The following is a 16,088-nucleotide window of genomic DNA, read 5'->3' on the forward strand; positions in this document are numbered from 1 at the left end:
CACCACCTGCTGACCGGCAGCCGCTTCGCCTAGGGTAGCCGGTCGGCCTTCTTGCGCACCAACGTGCTGCGCAGATCATGCATCGCTAACAGCAGCGCGTCCGTGACGGCATCAAGCTGGTCGTCCGTGGCCTTTGACTGCACCCACTGCGTTGTCAGGTTCAGATAATCCACCGCACGGTGGATATCGTCGATGTCGCGTTGCGCCAGCACCTGTGCGCGCTCGGTCATCCACTGGCGGATACGCTCCAGATCGCCGTCTGACAGCACGCGATCGCCTTGGGGTTTGATCTCGCCGTTGCGGATGTTCACAACGGCGATCTGGTCCATCTCGATCCGCCGCTGGCGGTTCTCTGCATCCACGCGAAACACCGCCGCGCCATTCTCGCGCACGCGAAAGTAATACTCTGGCAGGTCGCTCGCCATGGGGGCTCCTTTACGGTCTGGCTTAGCTCAGCGCGGCGCAGAACTGCTGCAAACGGGTGCAGGCTTCTTTCAGCGCCTCGTCCGAGGTGGCATAGCTGATGCGGAAGTTCGGGCTCAGGCCAAAGGCCGCGCCAAAGACGACGGCAACACCGGTGTCTTCCAGCAGCGCCGTGGCGAAAACCTCGTCATCGGTGATGGTGACGCCCGACGGGGTGGTCTTGCCGATCAACCCCGCGATGGACGGATAGACATAGAACGCGCCCTCGGGCTTGGGGCAGACGATGCCGTCGATCTCGCTCAGCATATCCACTACCAGATTGCGACGGCGGGTGAACATCTTGTTGTTCTCGGCGATGTAATCCTGCGTGCCGTTCAACGCCTCCACCGCGGCCCATTGGCTGACGGTGCAGGGGTTCGACGTGGATTGCGACTGTACCTTGCGCATCGCGCCGATCAGCTTTTCCGGCCCCGCCGCATAGCCGATGCGCCAGCCGGTCATGGCATAGGCTTTGGACACACCGTTGACCGTCAACGTACGGTCATACAGCGCGGGCTCCACCTGCGCGGGGGTGCAGAATTTGAAATCATCATAGGCCAGATGTTCATACATATCATCGGTCATCACCCAGACATGGGCGTGACGCACCAGCACATCGGTCAACGCCTTTAGCTCATCCCAGCTATAGCCCGCGCCTGTGGGGTTCGAGGGCGAGTTGAAGATGAACCATTTCGTGTTGGGCGTGATCGCCTCTTCCAAGGCCTCTGGCGTCAGCTTGAAGTCATTCTCCAGCGTCGCGGGGGCAATCACCGGCGTGCCACCGGCCAGCAGCACCATATCGGGGTAGCTGACCCAATAGGGCGCAGGGATCACGACCTCTTCACCGGGGTTCATCGTGGCCATCAGCGCGTTGTACAGGATCTGCTTGCCACCGGTCCCGACGCTGACCTGAGACGGCGTATAGTCCAGCCCGTTGTCGCGCTTGAACTTGGCGCAAATCGCCTGCTTCAGCTCGAGGATGCCGTCTACGGCGGTGTATTTGGTCTTGCCCGCGGTGATGGCGGCGATACCGGCGTCCTTGATGTTCTGCGGCGTGTCGAAATCCGGCTCTCCGGCACCCAGCCCGATCACATCCTTGCCTGCGGCCTTCAGCTCGGCAGCTTTTTGGGTCACGGCGATGGTGGGCGACGGTTTTACGCGCGCAAGGGTCTTGGACAGCAGTTCCATTTCGGCCTCAGTTTGATATGTGTGCAGCACCCTCATAGGGCGCACCCCCGAACCGATCAAGCCAGATCGGTCTAAACAGGAGAGACGCAATGGCCGAGAACGAAGACTGGTACGCATCCGACGTGGCAACCTTTGGCGACCGGGTCGCCGCCGCGCGCGAGAACGCGGATATGACCCAAGCCGCGCTCGCCAAGCGGTTGGGGATCAAGCAATCCACCCTGCGCGGCTGGGAAGACGACCTGTCCGAACCCCGCGCCAACCGCCTGTCCACGCTCGCCGGGGTTCTGGGCGTGTCGATGATGTGGCTGATCAACGGCGAGGGCGAAGGCATCGACGCCCCCGATGACACAGCCGCCACCGACGCCAATATCAAAGAAGCATTGATCGAACTGCGCGACATGCGCGCCGATCTGTTGAAACGGGCCGAACAAATGGGCCGTCTCGAAAAGAAACTACGCCGGATTTTCAAAGGGAACACCCATGGCTGAGCTGCACGAACACAAGGTCAAACGTCTGCATATGCGCTCCATGCGGCGAGGTATTAAGGAAATGGATCTCATTTTACCTTCTTATGCCGCAACCCGTCTCGCGACGATGGATGACGCGGCATTGTCCCTGTATGACGACATGCTGAGCGAGAATGATCACGATCTTTATCAATGGGTTACGGGGCAAACACCTGCGCCCGAACCCTTTACCGCGCTGATCGCGGACATCCAGACTCATCTGGCTGCAAACCCGCTTTAGGCGCGGTTTCCCCTGCGGATGTCGGCCCCCGCGCGCCGACATCCGTCCGGTTTAACGATATATTTTATTTTTATCTTCAGCTTCCGCCCCAATCGCAATGTCGGAGTTGAATATGAGTATCCAAAACCCCATTCCCGTCCCCCCGTCAGAGGCGGGATTCATGCAAAGCTACCTTGATGCGCTCGGGCTGGTTGAACGGCTGCACCGCCTGCTGCTGGACGTGATCAAGGATGAATTCGAACGCGTCGGCGTGCTGGACATCAACGCCGTGCAGGCGCTGCTGCTGTTCAACATCGGCGACAACGAAGTCACTGCCGGTGAGCTGAAAAGCCGCGGCTACTATCAGGGCAGCAACGTCAGCTATAACCTGAAAAAACTGGTGGATATGGGCTATATGCACCACCAGCGCTGCCAGATCGACCGCCGCTCGGTTCGGGTGCGGCTGACCGGCAAGGGGCGTCACATCAGCGGCGTCGTGTCAGACCTGTTTGGTCGCCACGCCAGCGGGCTGATGCACAAGGGCGCGCTGGGCGCATCGGGCATGGATGACATCACCCGCGCGCTCAAACGGATGGAACGCTATTGGACGGACCAGATCCGCTATATCTACTGACCGCGCAGGGCGGGCAGGGCGGGCAGGGCTTCGTCAGCCAGTTGCGCCAGCGACAGCACCGCTAGCTCGCGCAGCAGCTTGGTGGTCATGGCAGATTGATAGGCATCAAACCCCGCGGCGGGCAGGGCAAAGGCACCGGGGCCGGTGATCACCTCTGCCATGAAATACCCCGTCAGCGTGCTGTCACCCTCCGCCGCTTCGACCACCAGCGCGTTCACCGTCAGATCACGCCCCGCCAGCTGTCGTTTCACGTCACGGGGGCGGGGCCCAAGGTTGGATATCCCGTCGCCCGAGATATCAAGCGTGTGCTTCAAACATGCAGGCCGCTGCGCCAGATAGGCCGCCCCCGCTGCCACCGCCACGCCAAGCGCGGTGCCGGGCGACGCGGCCGCGCGCTCCACCTGTCGCAGCCCGTCGATCAGCTCTTGCAGGGCGGCGGCATCACGGATCGACCGCCACGGGGCAATAACGCGCTGGTCTGTCGGGCCGCTCCATTCATAGACCAACAGGGACACCGGCGCCTCCGGTGCCGACAGGATCGCCGCGCGCACCGCCGGATCGTCCAGGGCCCCGGCAACCCCGTCCAATTGCAAGCGGTACTCCCGCGCATCGACGGACCCCGACACATCCAGCCCCAAGGCCAAGGCCTGCCGACACTCCGCCACGCCAGCCGACGCCCAAAGCGTTGCGCCGACAAGCGCCGCAACCCCCGCGCGGATCATCCCGCGTCCTCGACCACGGGCAGGCTGCCAATCGCAGGGGGCGTCAGCTCGCGTTCCAGCTTGATCCGCATGGCGCGTTCAAAATCCTCGAACCCGTTGGCGATCACCAGAAACGCGCCGGGGCCGTGCAAGACTTCGCGTTTGTAAAAGGCGATCAGCCCTGTCTCGGCCTCGAAATCGGCGGCATTCACCACCAACCCGTTGACCGTCACATCGTCGAAATCAAACGACCGATAGGCCAGCGGCGGGCCAAAGCCCTCGTTGTTCTGACCATCCCCCGCCAGATCAATTGTCTTGTATAAACAACGCGGTGCCCGCGCCATGACCGCCGCACCAAACCCCAGCGCATAGCCCATGGCCGTGGGAAAATCATTATGACTGCGCTGGCTGCCCGCCACCACGCCCGCCGCGCGCGTCAGATCGTCGGGCGAGTCTATCATCTGCCAGTCGAGCACCATCTGCTGGTTATAGCGCCCCGACCATTCATAAACGGCCAGCGCCACCGGCAGATCGCTGGCGAAAAACGCCCGCCGCACCGGGTCTGACAGCAACGCGGCGGCGGTGCCGCCACGCTGCAAACGGTCCTCGACCGCATCAACCGAACTGGACACATCCATCGCCAGCAGCAGCGCCAGCCGACACTCCGCCGCCGCAAGGGCCGCGGGTGCGACGCCCAGCGCTGTGGCAAGGAAGGCCGCCCGGATCATCGGCTTACCAATGGCCGGTGTTTTCCATGCTGGCCCAGGGTTCCTGCGGCTCCAGCCGGTCCCCTTCTTGCAGCAATTCGACCGACACATTGTCGGGCGACCGGATGAACGCCATATACCCGTCGCGCGGAGGACGGTTGATCGTGATCCCGTTCTCTTGCAACATCTTGCAGGTTTCATAAATGTTTTCAACGGTATAGGCGAGGTGCCCGAAATGACGGCTGTCATCGGGCAGCGCATCATCGCCGTCCCAGTTATAGGTCAGCTCCACATCCGCATGGCCGTCGTCCTGCCCGGGAGGGCACATGAAGATCAGCGAAAACCGCCCATCCTCATTGTCGATCCGGCGGCGCTCTTTCAGGCCCAGCAGCTCGTAGAAGGCTTGCGATTTCTCCAGATCCTTGACGCGCACCATCGTGTGCAAATATTTGATCGGCATGGGTTGGCTCCTTTGCTTTCGTCTTCGACCTGCAGGGTAGCACGGCTGGCGGCGGTTGCCAGCGGATGTCAGAATTTTGACTGAAATCCCAATGAGACGGAAAACTCGCTCATTTCGAACCGGCTGACATTGGATCGCGTCCGTCCGGCGCGTAAAGTCACACTGGGCGCAAACCCCGCATAGTCCACGTCGGGTAACATGATGTTAACGTCAGCATAGGTTGCGTAGTCTTGCTTGCCACCGGGGACATCGAAAACCGCAAAATAGGTGTCGTAGTCGGTTTTTCCCAAGGTTAAGCCTGCGTTCACAACCGCCGGACCGATTTGATTGGCGAAGCTATAGCTTAACCGTAGAGATGCGGCTTGCGAGGCATAGTTGACGAAGTCGCTGTCGGTCTCGCGTAGATTGACGGAAACGCCGATACCATCACCCCAAGCGAGCCTGTGTTGGGACCCTACAATCAGGGACACGGTGTTACTGTCAAAGTAACTAATTCGGTCACTAAACCGTTTCTCAAGTGTGGCGCCCATGGAGACCGAAGTCGAAGCAGACAGTTGCCAGCGGCGACCGACGCCAACACGCATGAATGAATAGCTGCGGTCGCCTCCTGACCAGTATTCGCCAAGCGATCCGGTTACATCGGCGCTTCCGCCCGCAGCGCCGACCGCGAAGGACTGCCGAAGTGAAACATCTGCATAGGTCGCTCCGAAATCACTGTTACGTGCTTCAGGTGCCAAATCATGCGACCCGCTATCAAGCACCACACGTTGTACAAACAGGCGACCCGAAAGATCCGTCCGCGTCTTTTGAGTGCTCCGCAAACGGTACCCGACGACCGCGTCGACGGTACCGACGATACCCGATAGGGCCTGCGCCGATCCGCTGAGCCGCCCGGTAAACGGCAAGCCGTCGATCACCTGCTGTGCGGTGTCAGCACCATTGTTGACATTGCTAGAGGGCTTCACCCCGCCTGTTATAGAAAAGCGAAACGGATTCTCACGCCGCACACGGGCATAGTCACGCGCAAGCTGCTCTTCTATTTCCGGGGTCGGGGCGTTTTGAACGGCACGTCTAAGCCAAAGCTGAGTGAGGGTCGGGTGCCCATCTGCAAAGGTCAGCCGTGCTGCCAGTTCCGCGGCCTGAAACTTCTGTACCCTGTTGTCTGCATAGCGGTAGGCTCGGGCCGCAGACTTTCGCCCATCCGTTCCGTGCCCCATATCTGCATGGGCTGTGGCCAGAACATAATGCGCATACGCCGAATGCGGGTCCGCGATCAGCAACCCTCGCGCGATTTGCGACGCCAGAGCAGGGCGTTCACCCTTCAGCGCATGGACCGCCAATGATCGGGCCTCTGGCAGGGACAACGCGACCGACTGCTCTGCCACGACAGGATCACTGTTCAGCAGGCAGAGCCCGGCCACTGCACAGCCGATGGCGCATTTGGCGAAAGACACGAGACAGCCGCTCTATCGCTCGGGCTGATCGCAGATCGCGTCTTCACCGGGTTGGCCGCATTGGGTCAGGACAAACGCGCCATACTCGATCGGTGTGCCCGATCCGCCCAGCGCAATGTGGTTCTCGGCGTGGATCACACCAGCAACTTCCGTGGCACCCGTGCCCCCGAAAATACCGCCGTATTCGCCGACCGCGTTGTTAGACTGTGACGCGGTCCCGAAGAAAGTGCCGTCTTCCGCGATGCCAGTGCTGTCCAGCGCGATGTTCTGCGCCTCGAAAGGGGTGGCGGAGTTGGGATCGTAGGCACCGCCTGTATCAAAGTCGGTCACCTTGCGATCATAGATGATCCCTGCAACCGCCGCGTCGGTGAAGTCGCCGGTCAGAACCACTTTGCCCGTCACTTCGGCGGCCTGACGCGACAGGGGGTCGGGGTCAGTCCCGTCTGCAACCGGTGCCAGATCTTCCCCGGACCCGGCTCCGTTCAGCAACCCGATGTAATTCCCCGCATAGGTCACCAGCCCGCCCTCGGATTGCGTGCCCGGTGCGACCGGCGCTGAATACGAGGTGTTGGAATATCCGGTGCCCGAAAAGACCTGCTCGAATTGCCCACCCGTCATCACCACAGCGGCGCGGGTGCCATCAATGTCCTTCACATACGCGGTGACGTGGCGGTCCAGCGACCCGTCCTGCGCGGTGTAGGCTTCATATCCGTTGCGGTCCAAGCCGGGGCGGCGGCGATAATTGGCGGTGAACTCGCTATCATCTGCGGTGATACCCGTGATCGACAGCGTCTGGGACGCCGGATCATAGCTAAAGCTCTTGAGGTCGTTCGCCAGTTCTTCGGGAATGGCACTGGCACCCGTGCTCCCGTCAGTACCCGTGCCCGTATCTGCCTCTGTCTCGCCGTTAAACGGCGTCCCATTGCCACATGCTGCCAAAAATGCGCACAGCGCCAGCGCTGATGTCCCGAATTTCATAACTGTCTGCCTCGAAAATTTCTTGTTGATTGCCGCGACAGTCGCCAATCGCGCGCCCTGCTGTCAACGCTCCACCGCGTGTCGCCTGCATTTGCCGCCAAAGTGCTACCCAAAAACAATACCGCATATGGCGGTTCCGGTGGCCTGCTGCCGCAGATATAGTAGACCCCGAATCCACGCCCATATGACAGGACGCCCCCCATGCCGATCAGCCCCGACCAACAAGCCGAAATCGACGCTCTGCGGGCAGAGCCGAAACAGACCCTGCGCACCGTCTCCGAAGGGATGGAGGCCCATCTCTACAAGGCCATTCCCGTGCTCGACCACGGCTTTGTGCGCGTCATCGACTATATGGGCGACGATGCGGCGATCTGTCAGGCGGCCCGCGTCAGCTATGGGCGCGGCACGAAATCGGTGCAGAACGACGAAGGGCTGATCCGCTACCTGATGCGCCACTGGCACTCCACCCCCTTCGAGATGTGCGAGATCAAGCTCCACGTCAAACTGCCCGTCTTTGTCGCGCGCCAGTGGATCCGCCACCGCACTGCCAACGTCAACGAATACTCCGCCCGCTATTCGATCCTGGACCGCGAATTCTACATCCCCGAGCCGTCCCATGTGAACGCCCAAAGCGTGGTGAACAATCAGGGCCGCGGCGGTGTTCTGGAAGGGGCAGAGGCCGCCCGTGTGCTCGAAATCCTCAAGTCCGACAGCAACCGCGCCTATGACAATTACGAGGCGATGATCGCCGAAACCGGCCCCGACGGAGAACCGCAGGACGGTCTGGCACGAGAGCTGGCGCGGATGAACCTGCCGTCGAACATCTACACGCAATGGTACTGGAAGGTGGACCTGCACAACCTGTTCCACTTCCTGCGTCTGCGCGCCGATGCCCACGCCCAATACGAGATCCGCGTCTATGCCGATGCCATCTGCAACGTCGTCGCCGACTGGGTCCCCGCCGCCTACCGCGCCTTCGAGGATTACCGTCTAGGTGGCGCGACTATGTCCAATACAGCTCTTGAGTGTATCCGCCGGATGGTGAAGGGTGAGGAGGTCACGCAGGAGACCTCTGGCATGAGCAAGGGGGAATGGCGGGAGTTTAAGGGAGTGATTGATGGGTGAAGAAATACAGTTTGAGCCTTTACCGATTAAATTAGCCTACCACGGTCTTCTGTCAGATGAACACCAACTGGATTTATACGATTTGTCTCAAGCTCTTCAGGGTTTAGAAAGGAGCCTCGCTTTAACGACACACCTCATCCTCAATGATGAAGTTATAACCCAAGCAACAGCACTGAAAGGGGCCCGAATTGTTTGCGGAACACCCAAGGCGGGTAGCTTCACTATTTTGGCTGGAATCGGAATGGTCGGTTATGGGGCATACAAGCTAGGAACTCTAAAAAAAGATAATCCACTAGGGCACTTAGTTTACTCGGCTTACGACTACGTCGTTCATAAGGTCACTGGTCAAGATTTAGACTATGATAAGAGTTTGAGGGAAGTCTATGAGAACGGAAAAAGCTTAGGAACGTTAGGGATCAGGCTTCCGAAGGCGAGTAAATTCGATTCGCTTGCCGAAAAAATTGAGCCTCCCCTGACCAAGTTGCATAGGCCTATGATAAGCTCTGGAACCGCTGAAAGCGGCGTCATTACTTTTCCGGGTATGAGTAAGAAAACGGAGCGTTCAATTGTTTTCGATCACGGAACGTATGGGCAATTGAAGTACCGGAGCCGAGCTGACGAAATAACAAAAATTCGTGGAAAAGTTTCAGTATTTAATCCTAATACGTTTAATGGAAGGTTATTCATTCCAGAAAAAGATAGGACTGTACCTTTTTTTCTGACACATGCTGGAAGAAGTCCAGGTGCATTTAATCTTATTGGAAAAAGTTATACTAAAAATTTAAATGATCGAAACGCGGAAGATTCTATTTTGGAGTTCGATGTTTTGACCACGCGTTCAAAGCTGGGTCGAGTTGTTAAGTATACGGTCATCAAGGTCAGAGGCATTGATAACTCAAATATCTTCGATGTGATCGATGATATTTGAGCCTAGTCTACAGTTGTGAGACAGCTGCTCGAAGGATAGGCATCTCAAAACCCGATGCATTCGTCGGTACCGTTGAAAACCCATTGCCCAATCTCCGATTGGGCAGCGCCCGAACCGCCCCCACGGGGCGGGCGCTTCGCTTCCACCCCTCGGTTCGGGCGCGGCGGTCCCGATTTAGGTCACCTCATACATCCCCGGCGAAATGCTTGCGCATTCCGCGTTCGAGACTTCGAACAGTCCACTGGACTGTTCAATCCGGCTTTGCCGGACCGTGCCTCACCCCCCCCCACGGGGCGGGGCCCACACGGGGCGGGTCAGCGGATGCAAAGCATCCGCGTCACCGACGGAGCGAAGGCTTGCCTTCGCGGAGTCGGCGCTTCGCTTCCTGCCCCTCGGTTCGGGCGCGGCGGTCCCTGTTTAGGTCACCTCATACATCCCCGGCGAAATGCTTGCGCATTCCGCGTTCGAGACTTTGAACAGTCCACTGGACTGTTCAATCCGGCTTCGCCGGACCGTCTCTCACCCCCCCCCCACACGGGGCGGGTCAGCGGATGCAAAGCATCCGCGCAACCGACAGAGCGAAGGCTTGCCTTCGCGGAGCAGGCGCTTCGCTTCCCACCCCTCGGTTTGGGCGCGGCGGGCCCTGTTTAGGTCACCTCATAATTCCCCTGCGAAATGCTTGCACATTCCGCGTTCGGCACTTCGAACAGTCCACTGGACTGTTCAATCCGGCTTTGCCGAACCACGCCTCACACCAGCGAACGCACGCCACCGCCCCCCAGTCTAACCAAAAATAAACTAACAATAACAATTACTTAAGTTACCCATGGGTAACCCGAGCCCCGCTCCGCAACCCGCGCCTCTGCCGGTACGCCGTACCAGCAACACACCCCTAGGGGGCAAAAAGGCTAGACTTGGCCGCTGACGCGGGGCAAATTAAGGGAAATTGAAAATAACGAGGGATATTATGCGTCTAACAACAGGAATGATGGCCGGATTGGGTCTGATGGGCGCGGTTCTGCTGCCCGCGCAGGTTTCGGCAGAGCCCAGGATCTATGCCTACCCGTCCTCGGCCAACTATTGCCCCGCAGGGCTTCAGCCGATCACCATTTCCGGTGTGATCTGCTGCGGCACGCCGAACACCAGCACCAGCTACCAGCAGATGATGGCGCACCCCGCGCCGAAAAAGCACAAGGTGCGGCACTATACGCCGCGTCCCGTCACCTATTCCTGCGTGCCGGGGGAAAAGGGCTGCCGCTAAGCCGCAGCCCCGCGTGCCTCTGCCCGCATGACGACCAGAAAACCCGGTGTCCCTTGGGCATCGGGCTTTTTTACAGCAGTTCCAGATCCGTCGCCATCTGACGGCCATCGCGGCCCTCGGACATCTCGAAAGACACTTTCTGCTCGTCCGCCAGTCCGGTCAGCCCCGACCGTTCCACCGCAGAGATATGGACAAACACATCCGATCCGCCGCCCTCCGGCGCGATGAATCCGTATCCTTTGGTGGTGTTAAACCATTTGACTGTACCCGTTGGCATTTCTCAACGCTCCTCATTAATCGCTGTCACAGCGTCGAAAAATTGCTTTCGCCGCCTTACGCGATAAAAGGTTGTTCACCCGCGCCGGAAATCAAGAAATTTTGCGCTGCCCGATTATCTTAGGACATATGAAACCCCAAAAAAGTGAGGTGAGAATGCTGATCTACGGTCTGAAAAACTGCGATACCTGCCGCAAGGCGATCAAGGCGCTGCCCGACGCGCAGCTCGTCGATGTGCGCAAGGACGGTGTCCCCGCCGACGTGCTGGCCCGCGCCCACACGCTATTCGGCGCAGCACTGGTCAACACCCGTTCCACCACATGGCGCGGTCTGGACGAGGCGGCACGCGGTGCCGATCCGCTGGAATTGCTCGCGGCCCATCCCGCCTTGATGAAACGCCCCCTGATCGCGGTGGGGGAGGATCTGTTCCTCGGCTGGAACGACGCGACAGAGGAAAAGGTCAAAGCCGCGCAGTAACCCTCAGCGGCGGCGCGCCAGCAAGACGCGATCCAGCGCAACCGGCCCGCCGCCCTTGACCACCAGCACCACCAGCAGCAGCACCCAAAGCCCGCGTTGGTCCAGAATGGTCCCGTCCGGCAGGCGGTCAAACCACTGGCCTAGTGCGCTCCATTGCCCGTGGCCGTATAGATCGGTGAGCGATTGCAGCACCACAAAGCCGATCATCCCCAAGGCCGCAAACCGTGTGAACAGCCCCAGCACGATCAACGCGGGCAGCACGAACTCCGCCAGCGTCCCCGCATAGGCCACCAGCCCGTGCCACGCCGACAGCGCGGTCGCGTCATAGCCCGCCTCCTCGAACGCGCGGGGGAAGATCTGGACATAGGCACCGGTGCTCAGCGTGAACAGACCGTCAAGCTTGGTCAGGCCGGAGGTAAAGAAATACTGCGTCAGCACCGCGGCGAACAGGAACCGCGCCAATGTGGGCAGCAGCCAGTCTTGCGCGGTGATCCAGCCGGTCGCGCGATCGTAAAGGGTGAGGGTCTTCAGCATCTTATCCGCCGTTCTTTGCGCAAAACGCGCCGGTTGCAAAGCACAGCCCCAAAGCCGCGCCAAGGTCGAAATCGGGGTGCGTGGCCAGCGCGGTGTCATGGGCCTGATCAAGCGTGGCACCCCCAGCCAAGGCGGCGAACCATGCGCCGCCGCCGGGGGGCAACAGATGCGGGGCGGGGTCGAAGTCGGGACGGGTGATCAACACGTCCTGCGCCTGCATCTGCGGCTTGGGGGCATCCGCCTGCATGTTGAACCGCCAGATGTCATACAGCGGCCAGTCAGAGCGGAGCAACACCGTCGCGGGGGCGGGGGGCAGCTGCGCCTGCATCATCGCGTCGGGCGCAATCTGCTGGAAGGCGGCAAGGTCAAAGGGCGCGCTGTCGGCGGCGTGATAGGACCGGCGGAGTGCCAGGTCGAGACGGGCGCAATCGGGCAGGTAACCCATCTTTGACAAAGCCGGTTGCGCGGCAAGAAACTGCGGAAAATCAGCGCCATAGTGCATCATTAACGGAGAGCTCGGCGGATGCGCACGCACAAAGGCGGGGGCGATCTGGTCGAAGTTCTGCGTGCCCAGAATCTTGACCACCAAGGGAAAGGCGCTGTGCAGCGCGCCAATTAACGAATGGGTGACGTTGTTGCGGTAAACGTCATAGCGCGTGTCAGCGGGCGCGCCAGCGGCACCGCGCAGCCCCTCGGGGCGGTCCTGCGTCGGGTCCAGCAGGGGTGTCCGAAACCGGTGCAGCGTGGTCATCGGGCCAGCACATCCGCCGCGCGCTCTGCCTCGGCGCGCAGGGTTGGCCAATCGGGCACGTCATTGTCCCATTCCACCAGCACGGGCTTGGGGCCGGTACGGTCCAGCGTATAGGCCAGCAAATCCCAAACGGGGTCGACCACGGGGCGGCTGTGGCTGTCGATCAGAAGCGGCTGGTTGAAACCGACGCTGTCTTCCTCGTGACCGCCGACGTGAAGCTCGCCCACGGCGTTTACCGGATAGGCGTCGATATAGTCGCGCGGGGAGAGGGCGAGGTTTTTTGCTGAAATAAAGACATTGTTGACATCCAGCAATAAACCGCAGGAGGTCCGGTGGGTTAACTCGGCTAAAAAGTCAGTTTCAGACAAGGTGGATTCATCAAAGGCGAGGTAGCTCGAAGGGTTTTCCAGCAGCATTTGACGCCCGATCGTGTCTTGCACCTGACTGATGTGATCGGCCACGCGGGACAGGGTGGCCTCGGTATAGGGGAGGGGCAGCAGGTCGTTCAGAAACTCGCTGTCATGGGTGGACCATGCAAGATGTTCAGAGAAACTGGCAGGGTTTGCCCAGTCACAGAGCTTTTTCAAACGGGCGAGGTGGTCGCGATCCAGTGGCATTTCGCCACCGATGCTCAGCCCGACGCCATGAACGGAGAGGGCGAATTTTTCGGAAAGGGCGCGCAGCTGCGCCAGCGGGCGGCCGCCATCGCCCATGTAATTCTCTGCATGGATTTCGATCCATTCAACTGGACCAGGATCGTCTTGCAGGTCTTTGAAATGCTGGGGTTTATAGCCGACGCCCGGGCTTGCGGGCAATGTGTCGAAACGGGTGGCACCGTCTGGCATAAGAGGCTCCCTATTCGAGGGGTCGTGTAAAGGGGCCTGCGCGGCGGCATGGGGCGTGCCGCGCAGGCGAAGGGTTTAGGCCGCTAAGGGCTTAGGCTGGCAGGTCGCGGTCCAGCGCTTCGAGGGAGCCCATACGCTCGGACCCGTCTGCCATTGCGGGCAGTTCCATGTCGGCGCAGGTGCCTGCGTCAACCAGTTTCCAGGCGTTGCCCTGGTAGTCGGTGACGGATGTGCCAGCGCATGTGGTGCCCGGGCCTGCGGCGCAGTCATTCTGACCGGCAAGCGCCACGCCGTAGCATTTTTCTTTCGACGCGGCGTTTGCTGCGGTCGAATGTGCGGACAGGGCAGCGGCAACTGCGCCTGCAACGGCGAGTGTTTTCATTGTGTTGGACATTGGTGTTTCCTCCTGAGGTTGGTTGCTTGTCGATAAGGACATTAAGCCGCGTGGGGTGCGACAAAGCTACTCACATCGGAGTGTGTCACGGAGGCGTCAGAAAATCGCCGGTTTTTTTGTAACAATTCGCGAGATTCCAGCGTTGGGAGGCGCAATTTTGAAACATAGTGACATGTTCGGGGCGCAAGTTCGTTGCGCCCCGAGGGGTTTGTTACAGTTTTCAGCCGCGTAAATCGGGCGGTGTGGCTTCGATGCCCAAGGCGTTCGCCACATCCGACAGCGCCTGAACCGAGGTCTGCTTTTCCCCCAGACGGCGGACGGACACGGTTTTCTCTTCGACTTCGCGCGCGCCGACTGCAAGGATCACCGGCACTTTGCCGACCGAATGTTCACGGACCTTGTAGTTGATCTTTTCGTTGCGGATGTCGGCGTCGGCGCGGACGCCTTGCGCCTTGAGGGTGGCCACGACCTCGTGCACGTAATCATCCGCCTCGGAGGTGATGGAGGCGACGACGACCTGACGCGGGGCGAGCCAGAAGGGCAGCTTGCCCGCGTGTTCTTCGATCAGGATGCCGATAAAGCGTTCGAACGACCCCAAGGTGGCGCGGTGCAGCATGACGGGGCGGTGTTTCGCGCCGTCCGATCCGATATAGGTCGCGTCCAGCCGTTCGGGCAGCACGAAGTCCACCTGATGGGTGCCGCATTGCCAGTCACGGCCGATGGCGTCGGTCAGCACAAATTCCAGTTTCGGGCCGTAGAACGCGCCTTCGCCGGGATTGAGCGTGGGTTCGATGCCTGCCTTGCGGGTGGCCGACAGCAACGCCGCCTCGGCCTTGTCCCAGACCTCGTCCGAGCCTGAGCGTTTTTCGGGACGGTCCGAGAATTTGACGCTGAAGTTTTCAAAGCCGAGGTCTTTGTAGATGCCCGACAGGAATTCGATGAACTTGGCGGTTTCGGCTTCGATCTGGTCTTCGGCGCAGAAAATATGGCCGTCATCCTGTGTAAAGCCGCGCACGCGCATGATCCCGTGGAGCGCGCCCGAGGGTTCGTAGCGGTTGCACGACCCGAATTCGGCCATGCGCAGGGGCAGGTCGCGGTAGGATTTCAGACCCTGGTTAAAGATCTGCACGTGGCAGGGGCAGTTCATCGGTTTCAGCGCGTTGACCGATTTCTCGCGGGCGTGTTCCTCGTCCACTTCGACGATGAACATGTGGTCTTGGTATTTCTCCCAGTGGCCGGAGGCTTCCCAGAGTTTACGGTCCACGACCTGCGGTGTGTTCACCTCGACATAGCCGCCGGCGCGTTGCTTGCGGCGCATGTAGTCTTGCAGCTGGGTGTAGATCAGCCAGCCGTTGGCGTGCCAGAAGACCTGACCGGGGGCCTCTTCCTGCATGTGATAAAGGTCCATCTCGCGGCCCAGCTTGCGGTGGTCGCGTTTGGCGGCCTCTTCCAGCATGTTCAGGTGGGCTTTCAGCTTTTCCTTGCCGGTGAAGGCCACGCCGTAGATGCGTTGCAGCATCGCGCGGTCGCTGTCGCCGCGCCAGTAGGCCCCCGCGATGGACATCAGTTTGAACGCGTCGCCCGGCACCTGGCCGGTATGTTGCAGGTGCGGCCCACGGCAGAGGTCCTGCCAGTCGCCGTGCCAATACATGCGCAGCGGTTCGTCGCCGGGGATGCTGTTGATCAGCTCGACCTTATAGGGTTCGCCGTTGTCCTCGTAATGCTTGATCGCGCGCTCGCGGTCCCAGACCTCGGTCCGGACGGGGTCACGCTTGTTGATGATTTCCTTCATCTTCTTTTCGATCAGGCCAAGGTCTTCGGGAGTGAAGGATTCCTTGCGGTCGAAGTCATAGTACCAGCCGTCCTTGATGACGGGGCCGATGGTGACTTTTGTGTCGGGCCAAAGCTCTTGCACGGCGCGGGCCATGATGTGGGCGAGGTCGTGGCGCACCAGCTCGTTCGCCTGCGCTTCGTCGGCCATGGTGTGGATCGCGATGCTGGCGTCCGCGTTGATCGGCCATGCCAGATCGTAATGGGCACCGTTCACGGTGGCGCTGATCGCTTTCTTGCCAAGCGATTTGGAGATGTCGTTCGCTACGTCGCCCGCAGTGATACCTGCGTCGTACTGACGTGCGTTGCCATCGGGAAGGGTGAGGGTGATCTGGGCCATCTGGGCCTCCTCGTCGG

20 protein-coding genes are annotated in these 16,088 nt (G+C 60.3%); 7 read left to right on the top strand and 13 right to left on the bottom strand.

The window, feature by feature from the left end:
- Positions 1–29 precede the first annotated feature (29 nt).
- Entirely contained in the window at positions 30–425 is a 396-nt protein-coding gene (locus EE36_RS11455; RefSeq protein WP_005852384.1) for a hypothetical protein, read from the bottom strand.
- 22 nt (positions 426–447) lie between these two features.
- The gene (locus EE36_RS11460; protein ID WP_005852386.1) at positions 448–1,650 is read right to left on the bottom strand and encodes a pyridoxal phosphate-dependent aminotransferase; all 1,203 of its coding nucleotides are present in this window, start codon (positions 1,648–1,650) and stop codon (positions 448–450) included.
- Between the two features lie 89 nt (positions 1,651–1,739).
- On the opposite strand from EE36_RS11460, the gene EE36_RS11465 reads away from it, so the two are divergent.
- The 3 genes from EE36_RS11465 (at position 1,740) to EE36_RS11475 (ending at position 3,010) form a co-directional block, all read left to right on the top strand.
- Positions 1,740–2,138, top strand: a complete 399-nt coding sequence (locus tag EE36_RS11465) for a helix-turn-helix domain-containing protein (protein WP_005852388.1) — start codon at positions 1,740–1,742, stop codon at positions 2,136–2,138.
- Positions 2,131–2,397 (top strand): succinate dehydrogenase assembly factor 2, encoded by a 267-nt coding sequence (locus tag EE36_RS11470; RefSeq protein WP_005852390.1) that lies wholly within the window; start codon positions 2,131–2,133, stop codon positions 2,395–2,397. The genes EE36_RS11465 and EE36_RS11470 overlap by 8 nt, the downstream gene beginning before the upstream one ends.
- A gap of 112 nt (positions 2,398–2,509) precedes the next feature.
- Positions 2,510–3,010, top strand: a complete 501-nt coding sequence (locus EE36_RS11475) for a MarR family winged helix-turn-helix transcriptional regulator (RefSeq protein WP_039911822.1) — start codon at positions 2,510–2,512, stop codon at positions 3,008–3,010.
- Here the strand turns inward: EE36_RS11475 and EE36_RS11480 are convergent.
- From EE36_RS11480 to EE36_RS11500, 5 genes are all read right to left on the bottom strand, one after another.
- Positions 3,004–3,732, bottom strand: a complete 729-nt coding sequence (locus EE36_RS11480) for a DUF1194 domain-containing protein (protein WP_005852396.1) — start codon at positions 3,730–3,732, stop codon at positions 3,004–3,006. The two genes, EE36_RS11475 and EE36_RS11480, sit on opposite strands and share 7 nt — an antisense overlap.
- On the bottom strand, positions 3,729–4,439 hold the full coding sequence (locus EE36_RS11485; protein WP_005852398.1) for a DUF1194 domain-containing protein: 711 nt from the start codon (positions 4,437–4,439) through the stop codon (positions 3,729–3,731). Before EE36_RS11485 ends, EE36_RS11480 begins: the two co-directional genes overlap by 4 nt.
- 4 nt (positions 4,440–4,443) lie before the next feature.
- A complete protein-coding gene (locus EE36_RS11490) occupies positions 4,444–4,878 on the bottom strand; it encodes a VOC family protein (RefSeq protein WP_005852400.1) in 435 nt (144 codons plus the stop codon).
- A gap of 68 nt (positions 4,879–4,946) precedes the next feature.
- Positions 4,947–6,332, bottom strand: a complete 1,386-nt coding sequence (locus tag EE36_RS11495; protein WP_005852401.1) for a lipopolysaccharide assembly protein LapB — start codon at positions 6,330–6,332, stop codon at positions 4,947–4,949.
- A gap of 12 nt (positions 6,333–6,344) precedes the next feature.
- On the bottom strand, positions 6,345–7,310 hold the full coding sequence (locus tag EE36_RS11500; protein WP_005852403.1) for a hypothetical protein: 966 nt from the start codon (positions 7,308–7,310) through the stop codon (positions 6,345–6,347).
- Positions 7,311–7,511: 201 nt separating this feature from the next.
- On the opposite strand from EE36_RS11500, the gene thyX reads away from it, so the two are divergent.
- The 3 genes from thyX (at position 7,512) to EE36_RS11515 (ending at position 10,624) form a co-directional block, all read left to right on the top strand.
- Complete coding sequence (thyX, locus tag EE36_RS11505) at positions 7,512–8,435, top strand: FAD-dependent thymidylate synthase (protein ID WP_005852405.1); 924 nt, start codon at positions 7,512–7,514, stop codon at positions 8,433–8,435.
- Positions 8,428–9,363, top strand: a complete 936-nt coding sequence (locus tag EE36_RS11510; RefSeq protein WP_005852407.1) for a hypothetical protein — start codon at positions 8,428–8,430, stop codon at positions 9,361–9,363. Before thyX ends, EE36_RS11510 begins: the two co-directional genes overlap by 8 nt.
- A gap of 967 nt (positions 9,364–10,330) precedes the next feature.
- Positions 10,331–10,624 carry a hypothetical protein gene (locus EE36_RS11515; protein WP_254655580.1) on the top strand — a complete coding sequence of 98 codons (294 nt, stop codon included), beginning with the start codon at positions 10,331–10,333 and terminating at the stop codon, positions 10,622–10,624.
- Positions 10,625–10,694: 70 nt separating this feature from the next.
- Here the strand turns inward: EE36_RS11515 and EE36_RS11520 are convergent, their stop codons facing one another.
- Entirely contained in the window at positions 10,695–10,901 is a 207-nt protein-coding gene (locus EE36_RS11520) for a cold-shock protein (RefSeq protein ID WP_005852411.1), read from the bottom strand.
- 155 nt (positions 10,902–11,056) lie between these two features.
- Here EE36_RS11520 and EE36_RS11525 point away from each other — a divergent pair, with 155 nt between their 5' ends.
- Positions 11,057–11,377, top strand: coding sequence for an arsenate reductase family protein (locus tag EE36_RS11525; RefSeq protein ID WP_005852413.1), 321 nt, complete (start codon positions 11,057–11,059; stop codon positions 11,375–11,377).
- 3 nt (positions 11,378–11,380) lie between these two features.
- Here EE36_RS11525 and EE36_RS11530 read toward each other — a convergent pair whose 3' ends face one another.
- The 5 genes from EE36_RS11530 to thrS all read right to left on the bottom strand — a co-directional run bounded on the left by EE36_RS11530 (position 11,381) and on the right by thrS (position 16,071).
- Positions 11,381–11,911, bottom strand: a complete 531-nt coding sequence (locus EE36_RS11530; protein ID WP_005852415.1) for a DoxX family protein — start codon at positions 11,909–11,911, stop codon at positions 11,381–11,383.
- A 1-nt stretch (position 11,912) separates the two neighbouring features.
- A complete protein-coding gene (locus EE36_RS11535; protein ID WP_005852417.1) occupies positions 11,913–12,662 on the bottom strand; it encodes a DNA-binding domain-containing protein in 750 nt (249 codons plus the stop codon).
- A complete protein-coding gene (locus tag EE36_RS11540) occupies positions 12,659–13,507 on the bottom strand; it encodes a DUF692 family multinuclear iron-containing protein (RefSeq protein WP_005852420.1) in 849 nt (282 codons plus the stop codon). Before EE36_RS11540 ends, EE36_RS11535 begins: the two co-directional genes overlap by 4 nt.
- A gap of 91 nt (positions 13,508–13,598) precedes the next feature.
- On the bottom strand, positions 13,599–13,901 hold the full coding sequence (locus tag EE36_RS11545; protein ID WP_005852422.1) for a DUF2282 domain-containing protein: 303 nt from the start codon (positions 13,899–13,901) through the stop codon (positions 13,599–13,601).
- Between the two features lie 220 nt (positions 13,902–14,121).
- Positions 14,122–16,071, bottom strand: coding sequence for a threonine--tRNA ligase (gene thrS / locus EE36_RS11550; RefSeq protein ID WP_005852424.1), 1,950 nt, complete (start codon positions 16,069–16,071; stop codon positions 14,122–14,124).
- Positions 16,072–16,088 lie beyond the last annotated feature (17 nt).

Source organism: Sulfitobacter sp. EE-36, assembly GCF_000152605.1.
In the GTDB taxonomy this organism is placed as follows: Bacteria; Pseudomonadota; Alphaproteobacteria; order Rhodobacterales; family Rhodobacteraceae; genus Sulfitobacter; species Sulfitobacter pontiacus.

Coding starts and splice junctions, on each gene's coding strand:
- EE36_RS11460 (WP_005852386.1), bottom strand. CDS start 1,650: ATGGAACTGCTGTCCAAGACCCTTGCGCGCGTAAAACCGTCGCCCACC.
- EE36_RS11485 (WP_005852398.1), bottom strand. CDS start 4,439: ATGATCCGGGCGGCCTTCCTTGCCACAGCGCTGGGCGTCGCACCCGCG.
- EE36_RS11510 (WP_005852407.1), top strand. CDS start 8,428: ATGGGTGAAGAAATACAGTTTGAGCCTTTACCGATTAAATTAGCCTAC.
- EE36_RS11540 (WP_005852420.1), bottom strand. CDS start 13,507: ATGCCAGACGGTGCCACCCGTTTCGACACATTGCCCGCAAGCCCGGGC.
- thyX (WP_005852405.1), top strand. CDS start 7,512: ATGCCGATCAGCCCCGACCAACAAGCCGAAATCGACGCTCTGCGGGCA.
- EE36_RS11465 (WP_005852388.1), top strand. CDS start 1,740: ATGGCCGAGAACGAAGACTGGTACGCATCCGACGTGGCAACCTTTGGC.
- EE36_RS11500 (WP_005852403.1), bottom strand. CDS start 7,310: ATGAAATTCGGGACATCAGCGCTGGCGCTGTGCGCATTTTTGGCAGCA.
- EE36_RS11535 (WP_005852417.1), bottom strand. CDS start 12,662: ATGACCACGCTGCACCGGTTTCGGACACCCCTGCTGGACCCGACGCAG.
- EE36_RS11490 (WP_005852400.1), bottom strand. CDS start 4,878: ATGCCGATCAAATATTTGCACACGATGGTGCGCGTCAAGGATCTGGAG.
- EE36_RS11480 (WP_005852396.1), bottom strand. CDS start 3,732: ATGATCCGCGCGGGGGTTGCGGCGCTTGTCGGCGCAACGCTTTGGGCG.
- EE36_RS11545 (WP_005852422.1), bottom strand. CDS start 13,901: ATGTCCAACACAATGAAAACACTCGCCGTTGCAGGCGCAGTTGCCGCT.
- EE36_RS11530 (WP_005852415.1), bottom strand. CDS start 11,911: ATGCTGAAGACCCTCACCCTTTACGATCGCGCGACCGGCTGGATCACC.
- thrS (WP_005852424.1), bottom strand. CDS start 16,071: ATGGCCCAGATCACCCTCACCCTTCCCGATGGCAACGCACGTCAGTAC.
- EE36_RS11470 (WP_005852390.1), top strand. CDS start 2,131: ATGGCTGAGCTGCACGAACACAAGGTCAAACGTCTGCATATGCGCTCC.
- EE36_RS11525 (WP_005852413.1), top strand. CDS start 11,057: ATGCTGATCTACGGTCTGAAAAACTGCGATACCTGCCGCAAGGCGATC.
- EE36_RS11475 (WP_039911822.1), top strand. CDS start 2,510: ATGAGTATCCAAAACCCCATTCCCGTCCCCCCGTCAGAGGCGGGATTC.
- EE36_RS11515 (WP_254655580.1), top strand. CDS start 10,331: ATGCGTCTAACAACAGGAATGATGGCCGGATTGGGTCTGATGGGCGCG.
- EE36_RS11520 (WP_005852411.1), bottom strand. CDS start 10,901: ATGCCAACGGGTACAGTCAAATGGTTTAACACCACCAAAGGATACGGA.
- EE36_RS11455 (WP_005852384.1), bottom strand. CDS start 425: ATGGCGAGCGACCTGCCAGAGTATTACTTTCGCGTGCGCGAGAATGGC.